The following is a 20,365-nucleotide window of genomic DNA, read 5'->3' as shown; positions in this document are numbered from 1 at the left end:
TTCAAATTTTTAAATCACTGATACAAAAAAAAGGATGTCCAACGAACATCCTTTCACTTATTTACCAATCCTTATTACAATCCCAATTTCTTTCTCAATTCTTTAGGTATGGCATCTTTATGAACCATTACAGCAACCGTTTTAAGCTTCACATAAGCTTCACTCATGTTTAAATAGCCACCAAATTGATTGCTGTTTTCGGCCCAGGAATTTTTTGTTTTATAATAAATCGTTCCATACTGATCCTTAACAATTCCTGTTAAATGCATCAAATGATCATCTGTCGTTTCAAAATCATCAAAGGTGACCTGACGAAGCTCTTGACTTACTTCGGGCTCAATATCTTTTTTACTTTTTCCTTTTTCATACTTTGCAATATCTTTTTCCCACTTTGCAATTTCAGAATCAGTCATATCTACAGTTTTTTCTGATGGCAAAACAGCATACCCATTTCGATGAGAAAATCCTTTTTCGCTGACATCGCCGTCCCAACAAACTGAAAAGCCATTATTAAGAGCATAGTTAATTACCTCCATCATATCATCCATTGGTACATTATAATACAAATCATCTGACCAATTATCCGGAATCTCCAAATTAATTTTCTGATAAAAAGGATGATGATTATAAGAAGTCAATTCAATGTAATCATTCGGATTAAAGCCAAACTTCTCTGCATAAGAAACAGGAGTATATTCAACTCCATCCAATTCAAAATTACTCGGCACTTTTCCCATATAAGTATCCAACACTGCATTTACAGATTCCTCCCAAACAGGTGTGATTTTTCTATTTGGATTTTTAATAACCTCATCCAGCATAGCTTTGGTCGATTGAACCATCTCTTTATGGATGTGAAAACCGCCGCCATACCTATTCCCGGAATAAACACTTTCCGGAACAAATCCATTTTCTTTTACCACATTTAGAACATCATGAGCTTGTCCGCCTTCACTATAGTTTCCTTTGCCATGATAACGAAAATATCTTTTGGCTTTCTGAGAATAAGCTAATCGAACAATATACATTTCTGATAAATCAATCGCTGGAGCTCCCATGCGCAGTAATTCTGTTTCGATATACGAGATTCCGGCAAAGCACCAGCAGGTTCCTGTACTTTGCTGATTTTTAACTGATGTTGTAGGAATATCTACCAATGTAGAATAAACCTTTTCCTCTTTCGTTGTTTCTTGTGCTATCGTCAGATTAACACTAAAAAAGGCAAGAATAATGATTGTTAAAAATGTTTTCTTCATCGTTTTAGTACTTATTTGTTGTTAGTATATTATAATCTAAAGGACCTTATTATTTAGTCTATTTCAAATTCATTAATTCATTCTGTTTCTTTTTAGTCATCTTATTCACAACCTGATCATACGAGTCGTTAATCCATTCTTCAAGTTGCCTGTCAGATACACTACCATTTAATACAACCGTATTCCAATATTTTTTATTCATATGATATCCAGGCAATACCGAAGAATACATCTCCCGTAACTCAATGGCTTTTTCGGGGTCACACTTCACATTCATTTGAAGTTCACCTGTTATATTTGTGAGCAAAAACATTTTATCCAACACCTTAAAAACCAAGGTTTCCTCATCAAATGGAAATCCCTCACTTACAGCAATTTTTGAAAGACAATACTCTCTTAATTCCTCAATATTCATTTGTATATATTTGTTAGATTGCAATTTAAACAATGAAAACAAATATAAATACTTTTAAATAAAAGCCTAAATTTTCATGTATTAAGATGAAGACAAATGTGGTTCTTAAGTCCCTGTAAATTTGCAAACATAAACCTCCTTGCTATAAACAGAATTCAACTGTTAATAGTACTAACGAGGCTTTTGTTAAACGCTAAAAAAATATTTTTAACCAAGAAACAAATGATTTTTTTTTTACTTCTCTCAATTTTGTATATTTAGTTCACAGAAAAGTAAGAAATAGATAGATATACTCATGAAAGAAACTGGCTACGCCCAAAAATACAATTGGAAAAACAAACGAATTCTCATTGTTGAAGATGAAGAGATAAACAACATGTTTTTCGATGCAGCTCTAAGTAGAACTGAGTCGAAACTGTTGTGGGCGAAAAATGGTAAAGAAGCGGTTGATATCATTGAAGAATCAGATGATATCGATGTCATTTTAATGGATATTAGATTACCTATAATGGACGGGTGTGAAGCCACCCGCAGAATCAAAAAAAATCATAAAAAAATTCCAATTATTGCTCAAACTGCATATGCACTTGAAGGGGACAAGGAACGCATATTGGATGCCGGATGTGACGATTATCTATCCAAACCAATTCGTTTTGAGGAACTTTTATCAACTATCGATAAATATCTTGCCGATTAATCAACTGGTGCGCTAAAAGCATCTTCGATGTGTTCAATTACAAATTTTGACTCTTTTTTTATCACACTTATTACATCAAATCGTACTTCTTGTACTATTTCTTTTAAATCGACATACCCCTGTGTTGCGCGTACCAAAAATTTAATTTTTGAGAGTGTAATGGCATCAGCCGGGTGCTCAAAATATTCGGTTGATCTCGATTTTACTTCCACAACAACCAAAAGATCATCTTTTACAGCTACAATATCCAACTCCTTCTTTTGATAGATCCAATTACGATCCAGAATTTTATATCCATTTTCAAGCAGATGCTTCGCAGCAAGGTCTTCCCCCATTTTCCCTAAGTCATTGTGTGCAGCCATAATTATTCCATTCCCTAACATTTATCCCATGTAAACTTCACTCCTTTTTCACTTACATTCAACCTTAAAAATCTTCCAAACGGCAAAGCCCAATTTTCCTTGATATGACCGGCAGGAAAATCGAAAACAACCGGATAAGAATAATTCTCAACGGACTCTAAAATGATTTCATAAGCAGTTTTCCCAAAATCAGGATTTCCAGCCTTCATATCGCTCATCCCTCCAACAATAAATCCCTGAAGTTCAGATAATTTACCACCCATTTTCAAATTCTTCATCATTCGATCCAAATGATACAATTCTTCTCCAACATCCTCAATAAAAAGAATTTTCCCATCCGATTCAAAATCCATTACGGTTCCCCGTAAACTATAAAGAATAGATAAATTTCCCCCAATCAATTCTCCCTCTGTTACCCCATTTCGATTTAATTCGTGAGAAGAAATTTCATAATTTTCCAAATCACCAGCTAATGAATGCAAAAGAGTTGATACCGAATTATTCTCTTCCTCCTTCTCTGAAGGAAAATTAACAGGCATAATCCCATGTAAACTTTCCACTCCTAATATGTTGTTCAAATAGCTATGAAATACAGTAATATCGCTATATCCCACGATCCATTTTGGATTGCGAATAAACAAGTCAAAATCTAAATGCTCCAATATTCGCACACTACCATATCCACCTCTGGCACAGAGAATTGCTTTTATTTCGGGATCATCTAACATAAGCTGAAAGTCACACAACCGATTCATATCACTGCCTGCAAATTGATTTTCAACATCAAAAACATGATTACCCAGAACGACTTTGTAGCCCGCATCTTCCAACCTAACAACAGCAATTCCCACCTTTTCGGGATTAATTTTTCCCGCAGGCGATATGATTCCAATTTTATCTCCTTTTACTAAAGCAGCCGGCTGATACATATCTATTTAGTTTTTTTTGAAGTAAGAACAAATTAAGAATAAAATACAAATGGATAACTACATTTTTGCCAATTCTATCTTATCTTTGCAAACAATTCGACCAAAAGTCAAAGTTTTGAACAATAATCAGTAAACAAAATTAACAGAGGAATCCTTAATCTCAAAACAATAAAAGGCAATTCCTTAAGAAAAAATATAATCACAAATGAAGAAATTTAATAGAACACTTGTAACCACGGCTTTACCTTATGCAAACGGACCGGTTCATATTGGTCATTTGGCTGGAGTATATGTTCCTGCAGATATCTACACAAGATACCTTAGAATGAAAGGAGAAGATGTACTACTAATTGGAGGTTCAGACGAACATGGTGTACCTATTACTATTAAGGCACAAAAGGAAGGTATTACCCCGCAGGATGTTGTGGATAAATATCACAATATCATAAAAGATTCATTTGAGAAGTTCGGAATTACGTTTGACATTTATTCCAGAACAAGTTCAGAAACACACCACGAAACTGCCTCTGAATTTTTTAAGACCTTAAATGAAAAAGGTGAGTTTATCGTAAAAACAAGTGAGCAATATTATGATGCTGTTGCAAATCAATTCCTTGCAGACAGATATATTACCGGAACTTGTCCTCATTGTAACAACGACGGTGCATATGGTGACCAATGCGAAAGTTGCGGAACTTCACTAAATGCAACTGATCTAATCAATCCTACCTCTTCGATTACAGGAAATAAGCCAGAATTAAAAGAAACCAAACACTGGTATTTACCTTTAGATAAATATGAGAATGATCTAAAGAAATGGATTTTAGAAGATCATAAAGAATGGAAACCAAATGTTTACGGACAATGTAAATCATGGTTGGATACCGGATTGCATCCACGAGCAGTAACCCGTGATTTAAATTGGGGTGTTCCTGTTCCTGCTGAAGGCGCAGAAGGAAAAGTTCTTTACGTTTGGTTCGATGCTCCAATAGGATATATTTCGGCCACAAAAGAATTAACCCCTGATTGGGAAAAATACTGGAAAGCTGATGATTCGAAAATGGTTCATTTCATTGGAAAAGACAATATCGTATTCCATTGCATTATTTTCCCAGCTATGCTTAAGGCTGAAGGATCTTATATTTTACCAGAAAATGTTCCTGCCAACGAATTCTTAAACCTGGAAGGGGACAAAATTTCGACAAGTAGAAATTGGGCAGTTTGGCTGCATGAATATTTGGAGGAATTCCCAGATAAGCAAGACGTTTTAAGATATGTTTTGACTGCAAATGCTCCGGAAACTAAAGATAATGACTTTACCTGGAAAGATTTTCAGGCAAGAAACAACAATGAGCTGGTAGCAATTCTAGGAAACTTTGTGAATCGTGCTTTAGTTCTTACTCACAAATACTACAATGGAATAATTCCTGCACAAGGAGAATTAACCGATTTCGATAAAGAAACATTAGCCCAGATTCCTGTTCTTAAAGAACAAGTGGAAAAAAACCTTGAAACTTACCATTTCCGTGAAGCACTAAAAGAAGCAATGAATTTAGCGCGCTTGGGAAATAAGTATTTAGCAGATACAGAACCATGGAAACTGATTAAGACAGATGAAGAAAGAGTTAAAACGATCATGAATATTAGTCTTCAGATTACAGCTAATCTGTCGACCTTAATCGAGCCGTTTTTGCCATTTACTGCCAACAAACTTCGTGAGTTTTTGAACATCGAAGTTCTGGCCTGGGAAAATATTGGTGCTAATGTTATAGCAGATGGTCATCGAATAAATACAGTATCGTTACTTTTCGAAAAAATTGAAGATGAAACAATACAAGCTCAGGTAGACAAGCTTTTGGCAACAAAAGCAGCTAACGAAGCAGAGAAAAAAGTAGTTGCTCCAGCCAAAGAAAATATCAACTTCGATGATTTCATGAAGCTGGATGTTCGTGTTGGAACAATTACAGCTGCTGAAAAGGTGGCAAAAACAAAAAAGCTTTTAAAGCTAACTGTTGATACTGGAATTGATCAAAGAACTATTGTTTCCGGCATTGCAGAACACTACAAACCTGAAGAAATTATTGGCAAGCAGGTTAGTATACTAGTGAATCTGGAGCCAAAACAATTAAAAGGAATTGAATCTCAGGGGATGATTTTGATGGCTGAAGATGCCGATGGAAAATTATCTTTTGTTTCTCCGGATCAAAATATAAAACCCGGTTCTGAAATCAGATAATTCAGGACTGAAAATTTAAGATAAAAAAAACGCTTTCCGATAGAAAGCGTTTTTTTAGATTATTATTTTTTCAGAACCCAGCAGTAAGCTTTTGAATTCTTAGCAATTACCTTCTTTTTAAATTGATCTGCATCTGTTCTCTTCTCAAATTGATTGATCGCAACAGAATACAAATTTTTATTTTTAATTATCACAGCAGGATAAGATTTAGAAATCAATTCCTGTTTTAATATTTCTGCATTTTTCATTGAAGTAAAACTACCCGAAATCAAATAAAATCTGCCTTCACACAACTCATCCAGTTTCACTTCTTTTGTAAGCTTAGGCTCAAATATCACCATTTCTTCCGGTGGAGAAATTACAGGTTTTAATTGAATAATTTTCTCTGTAATTTCTTTCTTTCCTTCCATCATTCCCATAGAAGCTTCGTTACCAAGGAATGAACGTTCAGAATTCATCGGAAGCAAGGCAATTGTCAATACAAAAGGAATAGCTGCTGCAGCATACCACAAACGTTTTGTCGTAAAAAGTGTCCTTACTTTAGCTTGAGATATAATTGACGGATGAATTTTTTCTTCTATAGATAAGGATAGTTTAGGAAGATCTATTTGCTCCAAACCAAATGCATCTACCAAATAATTAAGCTCTTTTGAAGGCTCAAACAGCATGTTATGCCTTCTGTCATTATAAAAACATCCTATCTGATCCAACACAACTCTTTCGCCACGCTGTATTCGTACACGGATATCTTCAGTAAAAAACTGAACAGATTTTTCAGCCTCTGAATAACTCAGATTTTCCGATTCAGCCAATCTATTAATCAGCAAACCATCATTCTTCGATAAATTACGGTTAAATCCAATAGCTTTGGATGGAGGAAAAACAATATTCAAATTATCGTCGATATTAGCAGGTTTATAGTTGGCAACAAATCCACCAAACCCAGGTAATATCACGCAATCATGAATAAATAAAAGGTCTTTAATATATTTTGATACTTCCAGCATAATACACAAATATAATCAAAAATACATACCACTCAAATTGAATTTATCGTAAAAAAAGTAATCAACTATAAACCAAGCCTTTCGTAACACAAAAAGAATTATGCATCCTTTAGAAAGAGAAGCTGTCAAGTAAATTATTGTATTTTTGATATCAATCAAAATAATACTTAAACTGTTTCCAATATTTTTCACCCTTGAAAATATTATGAGTATTTTAAGGTGAAATAACTATAAAAATTATCTGAACGTGAAAAAAAATATATTAATTACGGGAGGTGCCGGATTTATTGGCTCTCATGTGGTACGTCTGTTTGTAAACAAATATCCAAATTATCAAATCATTAACCTTGACGCACTGACTTATGCCGGGAACCTTGAGAATTTAAAAGATATCGACTCCAAAGCAAATTACACTTTTATAAAAGGTGATATTACAGACCTGGTATTCGTATCAAACCTTTTTAAAGATTATAAATTTGAAGGTGTTCTGCATTTAGCCGCAGAGTCTCATGTCGATAGATCAATTTCAGATCCTTTAGCCTTTATTATGACCAATATTGTTGGGACTGTAAACCTTCTTAGTGCAGCTAAAGAATGTTGGGTCAACGATATGGAAGGTAAAAAATTCTATCATATTTCCACTGATGAAGTATACGGTTCCTTAGGAAAAACAGGAAAATTTACCGAAACAACTTCTTACGATCCGAGAAGTCCGTATTCGGCTTCAAAAGCAAGCTCAGACCATTTGGTGCGAGCTTACTTTCACACCTACAAACTTCCGGTTGTTTTGTCGAATTGCTCCAATAATTACGGTGCAAATCAGTTTCCCGAAAAACTCATTCCTTTGGTAATAAATAACATTAAAAATTCTAAACCATTGCCTATTTATGGCAAAGGAGATAATATAAGAGACTGGCTGTTTGTGGAAGATCATGCTTTGGCTATTGATTCCATTTATCATGATGGGAAAATTGGAGAGACCTATAATATTGGAGGAGATAACGAATGGACTAACTTGGATTTAGTGAAAAAACTTTGTGATATTATGGATCAGAAACTGAATCGTGAAACAGGAAGTTCGCAGCAACTAATCACTTTTGTGAAGGACAGAGCAGGTCATGACCAACGTTATGCTATAGATGCATCAAAAATTGAAAAAGAATTGGGGTGGAAACCAAGCATTCAATTCGAAGAAGGTTTTGAGCAAACAATTGACTGGTATCTGAAAAATTCAGACTGGATGGAAAATATTCTGTCGGGTGACTACGAAAAGTTCTACGAACAACAATATACTAACCGATAAAAAGAAGAGCGATGTGAAACAATCACACCGCTCTATTTATAATTCTTAAATCTTAAGTTACTCTACAGTAACAGATTTTGCTAAATTTCTTGGCTGATCAACATTACAGCCCCTGTACACAGCGATATAATAAGAAATCAGCTGGAAAGGAATAACCGTTAACAATGGTGCCAATGGTTCCAAGGTTTCTGGAATTTCAACCACGAAATCGGCCATCTTACTAATTACAGTATCGCCTTCAGTTACAATAGCTATTACATGTCCTTTTCTTGCCTTTACCTCCTGAATATTACTAACGATTTTCTCGTAAGATTTATCCTTTGTTGCAACAACAAAAACCGGCATTTGCTCATCAATCAAAGCAATCGGTCCGTGTTTCATTTCTGCGGCAGGATATCCTTCGGCATGTATGTAGGAAATTTCTTTTAGTTTTAGAGCACCCTCCAAAGCTACCGGAAATAGGAAACCTCGTCCTAAATAAAGAGCATTGGTAGAATTCATGTATTGTTTCGATAATTCTTTAATATCATCTTCTTTATCCAAGATTCTTTTTATCTTTTCCGGAAGATTTGCAAACTCTGCAATAAGCTCTTCATATACATCCTTAGCCAGAGTTCCTCTGCGGTATCCAACAAGCATTGCCATCATAGTTAGCACGGTAACCTGAGCTGTAAATGCCTTTGTAGAAGCAACTCCAATTTCCGGACCAGCATGAGTATATACACCCGCATGAGTTTCACGGGGAATACTTGATCCGACCACATTACAAATACCAAGAACAGTAGCTCCAGCCTCTTTTGCTAATTTAATAGCCGCCAAGGTATCGGCAGTTTCACCACTCTGACTAATCGCCAAAACGATGTCATCCTTAAATATCACAGGATTTCTGTAACGGAATTCAGATGCATATTCTACCTCAACGGGAATTCTGGCAAATTCTTCAAACAAATATTCACCTACCATTCCTGCATGCCATGATGTACCACATCCAATAATTAATATTCGACGAGCATTCACCAATTGCGGAATAACATCATTTATCCCACCTAAAAACACCTCTTTACTTGTTGTAGAGATTCTTCCCCGGATAGTATCATGAATAGAGCTGGTCTGTTCGAAAATTTCTTTTAGCATGAAATGATCGTAGCCACCTTTTTCAATTTGCTCAATATCCAAATCCAATTGTTGAATATGGGGAGTTAATTTGTCATTCTGAATGGTTTTCAAAACCAATTCATCTCTGCTTATAATTGCAACATCGTTATCGTTCAGATAGATAACACTATTCGTATATTCAATAATAGGTGTGGCATCCGAAGCAAGAAAATATTCTCCGTTTCCTACTCCAACCACCAACGGACTTCCTTTTCTGGCTGCAATTAATTTATCTGGTTCATCTTCACAAATAACAACCAAACCATAAGCTCCAACCACTTTTGTTAAAGCCAATCGAACTGCAAGTTCTGCAGAAACTTCACCTTTCAAATAAATATACTCAATCAGATTTGCCAAAACTTCAGTATCGGTATCACTTTGAAAAGCATATCCTCTCTTAATCAGCTTATCCTTTAAAATTGAGTAGTTTTCAATAATTCCGTTATGAATAATTACAAATTTATTATTCATCGAACTATGAGGATGAGCATTTTCATCGTTAGGTTCCCCGTGAGTTGCCCAACGAGTATGTCCTATGCCAATGGTTCCCGAAACATCATTTCCTTTTACATGATTTTCCAGATCCAAAACCTTTCCCTTGCACTTAAATACCTGAGTTCGATTTGTACGAAGAGCAACTCCTGCAGAATCATACCCTCGGTATTCTAATCTTTTCAGACCATTAATGAGTATAGGATAAGCCTGCTTATCCCCAATGTAACCAACTATTCCACACATAAATACAATTATTTCAGTTTCGGTACCACACGAAACTTGTTAAAAAAACAATTCATCAAATAAAGATACATATCTTGTAAGCAATAAGTTAGCATCAAAATACGCATCACCGATTGAATTATCATAAATCCAGCTAAAAATACGATAAGTTAGAAAGCTCTCCAAACTTCTTAAAGTATATTAAAGAATAAAAAAATAAGGTGTAAGTAAGCAAATGCTTAAATACACCTTTTTGAATATATTGTAATATCGTAACTATTCTGCTACTAATTCGTCATAAAGTTCTGAATAAGCCAATACATATTCATCCTTGTTCTTATACTCCAGAAAAGGTTTTCCTGAAGCAACCGCATATGCCATCACTTCTTCGTTTATCTGAGGACTCCCCATAATCAACGCATCAGACTGATCAATTGCTAATTTATGAAGTGCAACATAACTGGCATCTTCTAAAATACTAACATCCTCCTGACTAACTCCCTCAATAATTGATTTCTCTCTAAACCGATTACTGAATTTTGTTGAGAATTCATCATCATACATGGAGAAAACTACTTTTGTATCTGTAAATAATGGATCCTCATTAAATGATTTTTTCAAATACAAAGGTACCAAACCGGTGAACCAACCTTGACAATGTACAACATCCGGCGCCCATCTTAATTTTTTAACTGTTTCAAGTACCCCTCTTGCAAAGAAAATAGCTCTTTCATCATTATCCTCAAAAGCATCTCCGTTTTCATCTAACAAAATCTCTTTCCTATGAAAATAATCCTCATTATCAATAAAGTAAACTTGCATACGAGCAGCTTGAATCGAGGCAACTTTAATAATTAATGGATGATCTGTATCATCAATTATTAAATTCATTCCCGAAAGGCGGATAACTTCATGCAACTGGTTTCTTCTCTCGTTGATACACCCATATCTGGGCATGAAAGTTCTGATTTCTTTTCCTTTTTCCTGGATTCCCTGAGGTAGATATCTACCTATTGCAGACATTTCAGTTTCAGGAAGATAAGGGGTAATTTCTTGTGAAACAAACAATACTTTTGTCTTTTCCATATAGTCGCTAATAATATAATACAGATTATCTGCGCAAAATTAGTAAAAATAATTAACATACCTGTCCGAAAGCGAAGCTTAAAGCTCCTACAATACAATTAAATGCAATTAATATTTCTCCAATTTATATTTATTTATTTTATTTGCAGTCTCAAATAAAAATCAATTAGATTTTACAGACACAATTCAAGGAATGGAAATAGTAAAGCTTGTTGCTGAGATTAAAAGTAAGATCAGCAAGTTTAAGGCAGAAGGAAAGACAATCGGATTTGTTCCTACAATGGGAGCTCTTCATAAGGGGCATTTGTCTCTTGTCGATACATCTGTAAAAAACAATGATATTACAGTTGTTAGTATTTTTGTAAACCCAACACAGTTCAATAATCCCGAGGATTTATTGACTTACCCAAGAACTATTGAAGAGGACTTGGAGAAACTTTCGGCCTGCAAACCAGACCTAATTTTTATTCCGGAAGTAAATGAAATTTATCCTGAACCTGACACCAGAATTTTTGATTTCGGTGTGCTTGATAGGGTTATGGAAGGGAAAAAACGTCCGGGTCATTTCAATGGTGTTGCTCAGGTTGTTAGCAAACTTTTCGATATCGTAAGCCCTGAAAATGCCTACTTTGGACAAAAAGATTTCCAACAAGTAGCTGTTATTAAGCAGATGACAAAAGATCTTAAGTTAAATGTTAATATCGTTCCCTGCCCTATTATCAGGGAAAAGGACGGTTTAGCCATGAGCTCAAGGAATGTTTTGCTCTCTGAAGATCAGAGAAAAAATGCTTGTAAAATCTCTGAAACTTTATTTAAAGCTCGTAACTTAGCAGCGGAATTAAGTGTTTCTCAATTGAAAGACTGGGTTGTTGAAGAAATCAATAAAAACAATTATCTTTCTGTCGAGTATTTTGAGATTGTTAACGATACAACCCTTGAGGTGATTAACGACTGGAGTGAGTCAAATAATAAGATAGGCTGTATTACGGTTCAGGTTGGGAAAACCCGCCTGATAGATAACGTTACTTTTTAAAATTAGTTAAAAAACGATATGTACATTGAAGTTTGTAAATCGAAAATTCACAAAGCGTCAGTAACTGGTGCTGATCTTCAGTATGTTGGAAGTGTAACCATTGATGAAGACTTGATGGATGCAGCCAATTTAATTGAAAATGAGAAAGTTCAAATTGTTAACGTAAACAACGGAGAACGATTAGAAACCTATGTTATTCGTGGTGAAAGAGACTCTGGTATCATCTGCTTGAATGGCCCTGCCGCCAGAAAATGTGCTGTTGGTGATATTGTTATCATCATCTCTTATGCATCTATGGAATTTGAGGAAGCGAAATCATGGGAACCTAGCTTGGTTTTTCCTGATACCGCTACCAACAAATTAATTTAAATTACCTTATTTACTGTAATAAGTACAGGGCTGTTCTAACCGATCAGCCCTTTTTTATGGCCTTATCTATTCTATTTCAAGAATAGAAATTGAACAATTTTGATCACGAATCTTGATACTTTGTTTCCGATACTCTATACTTGTAAATTATTAGCTTTAAATATAGTCAGCCCAATGAATAAACTTGATATCGTAAAAAATAAGATCATATCTGATAAAGAAAATGCCTTCAACCTCCTTCAAACCTGGAGATTCAAGGAAAATAAAATTATTTTCACCAATGGCTGTTTTGATCTGGTTCACCGCGGACATTTAAACTATTTAGCTTCAGCAGCTTCTATGGGCAATAAGCTGGTTATTGGTTTAAATACTGATGCCTCCGTTCAAAAATTAAAAGGTCCCAACCGACCAATTATTGATGAATATTCAAGAGCTTTTCTATTAGCATCATTAAGCTTTGTAGATCTGGTAATTTACTTTGAAGAACAAACACCTTACGAGTTAATTAATTTTGTTCAGCCGGACATTCTGGTTAAAGGAAGCGATTACAATACTGAAGACATTGTTGGATACGATATTGTAAAAGCCAAAGGAGGGGAAATTAAAACACTTGATTTCATTGAAGGATTCTCTTCAACGGGTATCATCAATAAAATAAAAGAAAAAGGGTAGAGATTAAAAAGAAGCAAACCAGACTCTTTAAATAATTATCAATCTCAAAAATTCTTAACAATTCATAATTGTTAATTAATAATTACTAATTGATTACACATGGCCACCAAAGCAAAAACAAAAAGTGCCTGGTTTTGTCAGAGTTGTGGAGTAGAATCTACAAAATGGGTAGGAAAATGTCCCTCTTGCGGAGAATGGAATTCCTTTGTTGAGGAAGTTGTTGTCAAATCAACGACATCAGCAATAGCTGGAATCAATGGACAGGGCAAAAAAAACAAACCTCAAAAAATATCTGAAATATCTTCAACTGAAGAGTCCCGATTCGACACTAAAAACGGTGAATTAAATCGAGTTTTAGGAGGAGGATTAGTTCCCGGATCGCTAATATTAATTGGAGGTGAACCTGGAATTGGTAAATCAACACTTGCACTTCAAATTGCTCTAAATTTAAAAAGTTATACTACCTTATATGTGTCGGGTGAAGAGAGTGCCCAACAGATAAAACTGCGTGGCAATCGTATAAATTCCGATAACGAAAACTGTCTGATCGTTAGCGAAACCTCAATGGAGAATATTTTTTCTCATGTAAAAAACACTTCTCCGAATATTATCGTTATTGATTCTATTCAAACTCTGGCAACCGAAACAATAGAATCGGGTCCTGGCAGCGTATCACAAATCAGAGAATGTACATCGCAACTATTAAGATTTGCTAAAGAATCATCAACGCCTGTAATTTTAATTGGCCATATCACTAAAGATGGAAGTTTAGCCGGTCCAAAAATTTTGGAGCACATGGTGGATACAGTTCTTCAGTTTGAGGGAGATCAAAACCACATGTATCGAATATTAAGATCTACAAAAAATCGGTTCGGTTCCACTTCCGAAATGGGAATTTATGAAATGCAGCACAATGGACTCCGGGAAGTATCGAACCCATCAGAGCTTCTTCTTTCACAGGAAGATGAAAGCCTGAGCGGTGTGACTATTTCTGCATCGATAGAAGGAATGCGTCCATTTCTTATCGAAATACAAGCTCTGGTTAGCTCTGCTGCTTACGGAACGCCTCAGCGTTCATCAACAGGTTTCGATCTTCGTCGATTAAATATGCTTTTAGCCGTTTTGGAAAAGCGAGCCGGTTTTAAGCTTTCGACCAAGGATGTATTCTTAAATATTGCAGGAGGAATTAAAGTAAACGATCCTGCTATCGATTTGGCAGTAATTCTTGCTGTACTATCATCGAGTACAGATATTTCTATTCCTAAGGAAGTCTGTTTTTCAGGGGAAATAGGTTTATCCGGAGAGATTAGACCTGTTAATAGAATAGATCAACGAATTAGTGAGGCTGAGAAGTTGGGATTCAAGCAAATTTTCATTCCAAAGCATAATTCCAAAGGACTTGACACCTCAAAATTTAAAATAAAAATTCATTTGGTAAGCAAGGTTGGAGAAGTATTCCAAACCCTTTTTAGATAAAAAATAAGGCCGAAACTTACGTTTCGGCCTTTAACAGTTACTATGAATTTGTTGATTCGAGTATGGCAGTTCGAATCAAATAGCGTCGGAATAAGAAAGAAATAAACTGAATCTTTCCGCTTTTTTCCACCGAAAGCTAAAATCCATGATCTCAGGCAGGTCTTCTGGCTTATTCCAATTTTAAACACCTTCCCATCCCATCCGAAACAGTGGTTTTATTGCTTAAAATATTGATTCGAAAAACGAACCGGAATCTACAGCTGCGGGGACAGCTCCTGCTTAAACAGGATTCCCTATTATTCCCTTTCGGGAACCCGAAACTCACTACAATTTTAAAGAAAATATATTGATCTTCCAACTAAAAATTTGCTGAAAATCTAAAAGAAATCTTCATTCTCCGACTCTATCAATTCTTTGTTATTTGATTCATTAGATTCATCATCGCAATCCAGATTTATACTTACACCCCTTGGTTTTTCAAAATCACCCTGAGTAAGTCCCAAACTTTTATCAGCATAAACCTTCTGCATATAAAGAGCCCAAATTGGCAATGCCATATTTGCTCCCTGTCCCAGCGAAATTCCCTCAAAATGAACGGAACGATCTTCAGCACCAACCCATACGCCGGAAACTAATTCAGGAGTAATTCCCATGAACCACCCATCCGAATGATTCTGTGTCGTTCCTGTTTTGCCTCCTATCGGATTATTTAAACCATAGGTAAATCGTAATCTTCTACCGGTTCCTCTCTGAACAACACCTTGCAATAAATTTGTCATTAAATAGGCTGTTCGTTCATCCATTACTTCATGTTTTCGAGGAACCGATTGAGCAAGCACATTTCCTTTGTGATCTTCTATTTTAGTGATGAAACTTGGTTTAATGTAAACCCCTTTATTTACAAAAGTTGAGTACGCGCCAACCATCTCATATACCGTAATCTCTGAGGTTCCTAAAAAGATAGATGGGACTGGATCAATTTCACTAATAACACCCATTTCATGAGCCATTTTAACAACCGATTCTGGTGTGGTTTGTTTCAAAACCCAAGCGGATATATAATTCACAGAATTAGCCAATCCCCACTTTAAAGTCACCATTTCACCGCTCCTGGCATCAGTGGAATTTTTTGATGTCCAAGGTGTTCCATCAGGCAAAATAAAAGTCTGAGGGATATTGGGAACCTTATCGCAAGGCCCCAGGCCTTCCTGCATGGCAAGCGTATATAAAAATGGCTTTATAGTTGATCCCACCTGTCGCTTACCCACATTAACCATATCGTACATGAAATGCTCGTAATTAGGACCTCCTACATAAGCACGTACTTCTCCGGTTTGAGGTTCCATCGACATAAATCCCGCACGCAAAAATCCCTTCATGTAAAGCATAGAATCATTAGGACTCAAGATAGTATCCCTTTCTCCTTTCCATGTGAAAATTTTCATTTTCGTTGGATTCTTGAATACCAATCGAATGGAGTCCATGCTCATGCCATTTTTCTTTAAAACGCGATATCTTTCGCTTCTTCTCATGGAAGTTTCGATATTCTGCTCTACATCTTCCTTAGCTAAATCGTCCGAAAAAGGTGGGTATTTATGATTCTCTTTCTCTCGGTTAAATGCCTTTTGCAAATTCAAGCCTAGATGCTCAACCACAGCCTCTTCTGCATATCGCTGCATTCTGGAATCTAAGGTTGTAAATATTTTAAGTCCATCCTTATATATATTGTATGGAGTTCCATCTGCTTTCACATTTTTATTGCACCATCCATAAAAAGGATTGGTTTCCCACTCAATCGAATCTTTCACAAATTGTTGATCAGCATAAGATGGATACCTGTCTCTTAATGGCTCATTCGCTGTTAAAGAAGTACGTAAATACTCTCTAAAATAAGGAGCCATTCCCCTTTTGTGATCCACTTTCTGAAAATCAATTCCTAAAGGAAGGTTTTTCAACGAATCAAATTCCATTTTCGACAAGTAGTCATATCTTACCATCTGGGATAAAACAACATTACGTCGGTTCAATGTCAACTCCGGACGTCTCAGCGGGTTAAAATATGATGGGTTTTTTGCCATTCCTACAAGCATTGCAGCTTGTTCAATCTTAAGAGAATCAGGTGTTGTATTAAAATATACGTTTGCCGCCGACTTAATACCCACTGCCAGGTTTAAGAAATCGAATTTATTAAAATACATGGTCATGATCTCCTCTTTGGTATAGCTTCGTTCCAGCTTCACCGCAATCACCCATTCACGAAATTTTCTGAAAACGATCTCCATCTTCTTTTCAAAACTCTCACGCGGAAATAACATTTTCGCCAATTGCTGAGAAATTGTACTCCCTCCTCCAGCGCTTTTATTACCGGTAACCAATCCCTTCGCTACCCGACCTAAACCACGAACATCAATCCCCGAATGGTCATTAAATCTAACATCTTCAGTAGCAATCAATGCATCCACCAAAAAATGAGACAATTCGTGATATTCAACAAAAGATCGATTTTCAAAATAGAATTTACCGATCAAATTTCCATCTACAGTATACACTTCTGTAGCCAAACTGTTTTTAGGATTTTCCAATTCTTCGAACGAAGGCATAAAGCCAAATGTTCCATTTGAAACACCGGCAAAAAAAAGTACTGCTGCTAATACACATATCGAAAAAACTGCCCAGAAAATAATCAATGGCTTTTTAAACATTTGTAATTTCGAAATTGGTTCGGTATCCGAGTTAAACTCAGTGTTTCTTTCTGACATTTTAAATCAATTAATTTAATTTGTGCTGTAAAAATAGCAAATATTATTAGAACAATTATTGGAGGCACATCATCTATTGATTTAGAATTATTTTAGATAAATGAAAAAGGTAATTTCAAAATAATCATCATTAAATTTTGAAGTTAGGTTCCTTATTGTTTTACTTTGCAAAAATTTTAACCGAAACTTTCCAAAGTAAAGATACAAGTATGGTAGAGAATTTAGTTATAGTCGAGTCCCCTGCAAAAGCAAAAACTATCGAAAAGTTTTTAGGTAAAAACTTTGTGGTAAAGTCTAGCTTTGGGCATATTAGAGACCTAGAGAAGAAAGATTTTGGAATTGACATTAAGAATAATTTCACCCCCAATTATATTGTTTCCACAGATAAAAAAAAGGTTGTTGCCGAATTAAAGAAATTAGCTAAAGAAGCTTCTACGGTTTGGATCGCATCTGATGAGGATCGCGAGGGAGAAGCAATTGCATGGCACTTATACGAAGTACTTAAGCTTAAAAAAGAAAATACAAAACGTATCGTTTTCCATGAAATTACAAAAGAGGCAATTTTAAATGCAATAAAAAATCCGAGAGATATTGATGTGAATTTGGTAAATGCGCAGCAAGCCAGACGAATTCTGGACAGATTGGTTGGTTTTGAAGTTTCTCCTGTTTTATGGAAAAAAGTTAAGCCACAATTATCGGCCGGACGGGTACAATCAGTTGCTGTACGATTAATTGTTGAAAGAGAACGTGAAATTATTGACTTTACCTCTGAATCTTATTTTAAAGTTATTGCTCTTCTTACCGTAACGGATGATAAGGGCGATGAAAAAACGCTAAAAGCAGAACTCCCTAAAAGATTTTCGACAAGAGAGGAAACTCTTAAATTTTTAAATAGCTGCAAAAATGCGGAGTACCGAGTTAATGATATCGAGAAGAAACCATCAACCCGTAAACCGGCAGCACCATTTACAACTTCTACCTTACAACAAGAGGCAAGTAGAAAACTCGGATTTTCAGTAGCACAAACAATGACTGTTGCTCAACGCCTTTATGAAGCTGGAAATATTACCTACATGAGAACTGACTCGGTAAATCTTGCAGAAACTGCATTGACAGCAACTAAGGAAGAAATCACCAGACGTCATGGTTCCGAATATGTTCAAACTAGAAGATATAAAACAAAAAACAAAGGAGCGCAGGAAGCTCACGAAGCAATTCGTCCTACCTATTTAAATAAGGACGAAATTTCGGGAGAATCTAATGAAGTTCGTTTGTACAATTTAATCTGGAAGCGTACCATTGCATCTCAGATGGCTGATGCAAAACTTGAAAAAACAAATATCAAGATTGGTATCTCCACAAATAATAAGGAATTGGTAGCATCTGGCGAAATGATCAAATTCGACGGATTCTTTAGAGTATATATGGAATCTTCGGATGATGAAAATCAGAAGGAAGAAGAAACACTTCTGCCAACTGTAACTATTGGCGATTTACTTCGCGAAGAAATGATGAATGCCACTCAAAACTTCACCTATCGTCCTGCAAGATATACCGAAGCCAGCTTAGTGAAGAAATTAGAAGAACTTGGAATTGGCCGACCATCAACTTACGCCCCAACAATTACAACTGTTCAAAATCGTGGATATGTTGTAAAAGAATCCCGAGATGGAATAGAAAGAAACTATGAAGTAATAACACTTGTTAATAATAACATCTCAGAAGAAACCAAGACTCAGATAACCGGAGCGGAAAATAAAAAACTTTTCCCTGCAGATATAGGAATGGTAGTTACTGACTTTTTAAATAAGCACTTTACAACAATCATGAATTACAATTTCACAGCTGATGTGGAAAAAGAATTTGATGATATTGCTGAAGGTAAATTGGTATGGTACGAAATGATTGGAAAATTCTACAATCCATTTCATGCCAACGTAGAAAAAACTCTTGAAGAATCAGAAAGAGAAACGGGAGAAAGAATTCTTGGTAATGATCCGGCTACCGGCAAAGTAATATTGGTACGTATTGGAAGATATGGTCCAATGGCACAACTAGGAGAAAGCTCTGATGATGAAAATGCTGAAGCTCCAAAATTTGCAAGCCTTCGTACCGGCCAGCATCTGGAAACAATCACACTTGAGGAAGCAATCGATTTATTTAAGCTTCCCAGAGACCTTGGCCTCTACGAAGACAAGAAAGTAGTCGTTGCAGTTGGTCGATTTGGCCCATACGTTCGCCACGATGGAAAATTTGCTTCTTTAAAGAAAGATGTAGATGATCCAATGGAAATTGATTTGGAAAGAGCAATCGTTCTTATAGAGGAAAAAAAGGAGAAAGACAGATTGAAGCATATCAAATCCTTTGATGAAGATGCAGATTTACAAATACTTAACGGTCGTTGGGGGCCTTATATTTCTTACCAAAAGGAAAACTACCGTTTGGCTAAAGATTTAGAAGACCCAAAAACACTAAGTTATGAGGATTGCTTAAAAATTATTAAATCTGCACCTAAAAAGAAAACAGCAAAAAAAGCACCGCCCAAAAAGAAAGCTACACCAACAAAGAAGACTTTAGTAGCGAAAAAGTCCAAAAAATAAAAAAAAATAAAAAAAAAGTTAAGGGTTGTCTTTCTATACAGACAGCCCTTTTTTATTGCCATACAATTAAATTCAAACAACATATAATCTTATCTTATTGTTAATTTCACATTAAAAATTACAAAAACTCTTAACAAAACAATAAAACCCTCGTAAATAAGACTTACAATAAAATGCGGGAATCTCTAATCTATGGAAGTAGACTACCATCCTGTTATTTAATTTAATGTTATAATTTATAAAATTAAGTTTTAATATAGAACTATAAAAATTATTGATTAATGCACCTGAAC

General features: G+C 35.5%; 16 protein-coding genes and 1 riboswitch. Of the genes, 8 read left to right on the top strand and 8 right to left on the bottom strand.

Translation table 11 applies throughout. The features are described 5' to 3' along the window. Window positions 1–74: 74 nt before the first annotated feature. Both QUH73_RS15465 and QUH73_RS15460 read right to left on the bottom strand, forming a co-directional pair. Window positions 75–1,256, bottom strand: coding sequence for an aminopeptidase C (locus QUH73_RS15465; RefSeq protein ID WP_289531347.1), 1,182 nt, complete (start codon window positions 1,254–1,256; stop codon window positions 75–77). A 58-nt stretch (window positions 1,257–1,314) separates the two neighbouring features. Continuing rightward, window positions 1,315–1,671 (bottom strand): MmcQ/YjbR family DNA-binding protein, encoded by a 357-nt coding sequence (locus QUH73_RS15460; RefSeq protein ID WP_289531346.1) that lies wholly within the window; start codon window positions 1,669–1,671, stop codon window positions 1,315–1,317. Between the two features lie 295 nt (window positions 1,672–1,966). Here QUH73_RS15460 and QUH73_RS15455 point away from each other — a divergent pair, with 295 nt between their 5' ends. After that, window positions 1,967–2,368, top strand: a complete 402-nt coding sequence (locus tag QUH73_RS15455) for a response regulator (protein ID WP_289531345.1) — start codon at window positions 1,967–1,969, stop codon at window positions 2,366–2,368. Here the strand turns inward: QUH73_RS15455 and QUH73_RS15450 are convergent. Continuing rightward, a complete protein-coding gene (locus QUH73_RS15450; RefSeq protein WP_289531344.1) occupies window positions 2,365–2,730 on the bottom strand; it encodes a YraN family protein in 366 nt (121 codons plus the stop codon). The two genes, QUH73_RS15455 and QUH73_RS15450, sit on opposite strands and share 4 nt — an antisense overlap. A 14-nt stretch (window positions 2,731–2,744) precedes the next feature. After that, window positions 2,745–3,659, bottom strand: a complete 915-nt coding sequence (locus QUH73_RS15445; protein ID WP_289531343.1) for a S66 peptidase family protein — start codon at window positions 3,657–3,659, stop codon at window positions 2,745–2,747. 205 nt (window positions 3,660–3,864) lie between these two features. Here QUH73_RS15445 and metG point away from each other — a divergent pair, with 205 nt between their 5' ends. Then, window positions 3,865–5,895: a methionine--tRNA ligase gene (gene metG / locus QUH73_RS15440; protein WP_289531342.1), complete on the top strand. Its 2,031-nt coding sequence runs from the start codon at window positions 3,865–3,867 to the stop codon at window positions 5,893–5,895. A 62-nt stretch (window positions 5,896–5,957) separates the two neighbouring features. Here metG and QUH73_RS15435 read toward each other — a convergent pair whose 3' ends face one another. After that, on the bottom strand, window positions 5,958–6,902 hold the full coding sequence (locus QUH73_RS15435) for an SPOR domain-containing protein (RefSeq protein WP_289531341.1): 945 nt from the start codon (window positions 6,900–6,902) through the stop codon (window positions 5,958–5,960). 247 nt (window positions 6,903–7,149) lie between these two features. Here QUH73_RS15435 and rfbB point away from each other — a divergent pair, with 247 nt between their 5' ends. After that, window positions 7,150–8,205, top strand: a complete 1,056-nt coding sequence (rfbB, locus tag QUH73_RS15430) for a dTDP-glucose 4,6-dehydratase (protein WP_289531340.1) — start codon at window positions 7,150–7,152, stop codon at window positions 8,203–8,205. Window positions 8,206–8,262: 57 nt separating this feature from the next. Here rfbB and glmS read toward each other — a convergent pair whose 3' ends face one another. Both glmS and QUH73_RS15420 read right to left on the bottom strand, forming a co-directional pair. Further along, the gene (gene glmS / locus QUH73_RS15425) at window positions 8,263–10,098 is read right to left on the bottom strand and encodes a glutamine--fructose-6-phosphate transaminase (isomerizing) (RefSeq protein WP_289531339.1); all 1,836 of its coding nucleotides are present in this window, start codon (window positions 10,096–10,098) and stop codon (window positions 8,263–8,265) included. Window positions 10,099–10,353: 255 nt separating this feature from the next. Next, window positions 10,354–11,163: a glycogen/starch synthase gene (locus QUH73_RS15420; protein ID WP_289531338.1), complete on the bottom strand. Its 810-nt coding sequence runs from the start codon at window positions 11,161–11,163 to the stop codon at window positions 10,354–10,356. A 193-nt stretch (window positions 11,164–11,356) separates the two neighbouring features. On the opposite strand from QUH73_RS15420, the gene panC reads away from it, so the two are divergent. From panC to radA, 4 genes are all read left to right on the top strand, one after another. Beyond that, window positions 11,357–12,196, top strand: coding sequence for a pantoate--beta-alanine ligase (gene panC / locus QUH73_RS15415; RefSeq protein ID WP_289531337.1), 840 nt, complete (start codon window positions 11,357–11,359; stop codon window positions 12,194–12,196). 18 nt (window positions 12,197–12,214) lie between these two features. After that, window positions 12,215–12,565: an aspartate 1-decarboxylase gene (gene panD / locus QUH73_RS15410; RefSeq protein WP_289531336.1), complete on the top strand. Its 351-nt coding sequence runs from the start codon at window positions 12,215–12,217 to the stop codon at window positions 12,563–12,565. Window positions 12,566–12,739: 174 nt separating this feature from the next. Next, complete coding sequence (gene rfaE2 / locus QUH73_RS15405) at window positions 12,740–13,237, top strand: D-glycero-beta-D-manno-heptose 1-phosphate adenylyltransferase (protein ID WP_289531335.1); 498 nt, start codon at window positions 12,740–12,742, stop codon at window positions 13,235–13,237. A 99-nt stretch (window positions 13,238–13,336) separates the two neighbouring features. Next, complete coding sequence (gene radA, locus QUH73_RS15400; RefSeq protein ID WP_289531334.1) at window positions 13,337–14,713, top strand: DNA repair protein RadA; 1,377 nt, start codon at window positions 13,337–13,339, stop codon at window positions 14,711–14,713. A 137-nt stretch (window positions 14,714–14,850) separates the two neighbouring features. Continuing rightward, window positions 14,851–15,046, bottom strand: a riboswitch (cobalamin riboswitch). Between the two features lie 44 nt (window positions 15,047–15,090). Here radA and QUH73_RS15395 read toward each other — a convergent pair. Continuing rightward, the gene (locus QUH73_RS15395; RefSeq protein ID WP_289531333.1) at window positions 15,091–17,472 is read right to left on the bottom strand and encodes a penicillin-binding protein 1A; all 2,382 of its coding nucleotides are present in this window, start codon (window positions 17,470–17,472) and stop codon (window positions 15,091–15,093) included. Window positions 17,473–17,681: 209 nt separating this feature from the next. Here QUH73_RS15395 and topA point away from each other — a divergent pair, with 209 nt between their 5' ends. Continuing rightward, complete coding sequence (topA, locus tag QUH73_RS15390; protein ID WP_289531332.1) at window positions 17,682–20,072, top strand: type I DNA topoisomerase; 2,391 nt, start codon at window positions 17,682–17,684, stop codon at window positions 20,070–20,072. Window positions 20,073–20,365: the final 293 nt, after the last annotated feature.

It is taken from the genome of Labilibaculum sp. K2S (assembly GCF_030372765.1).
In the GTDB taxonomy this organism is placed as follows: domain Bacteria; phylum Bacteroidota; class Bacteroidia; order Bacteroidales; family Marinifilaceae; genus Labilibaculum.
The sequence above is the reverse complement of the archived record's forward strand: the minus strand, read 5'-3'. Positions and strand labels throughout refer to the sequence as shown.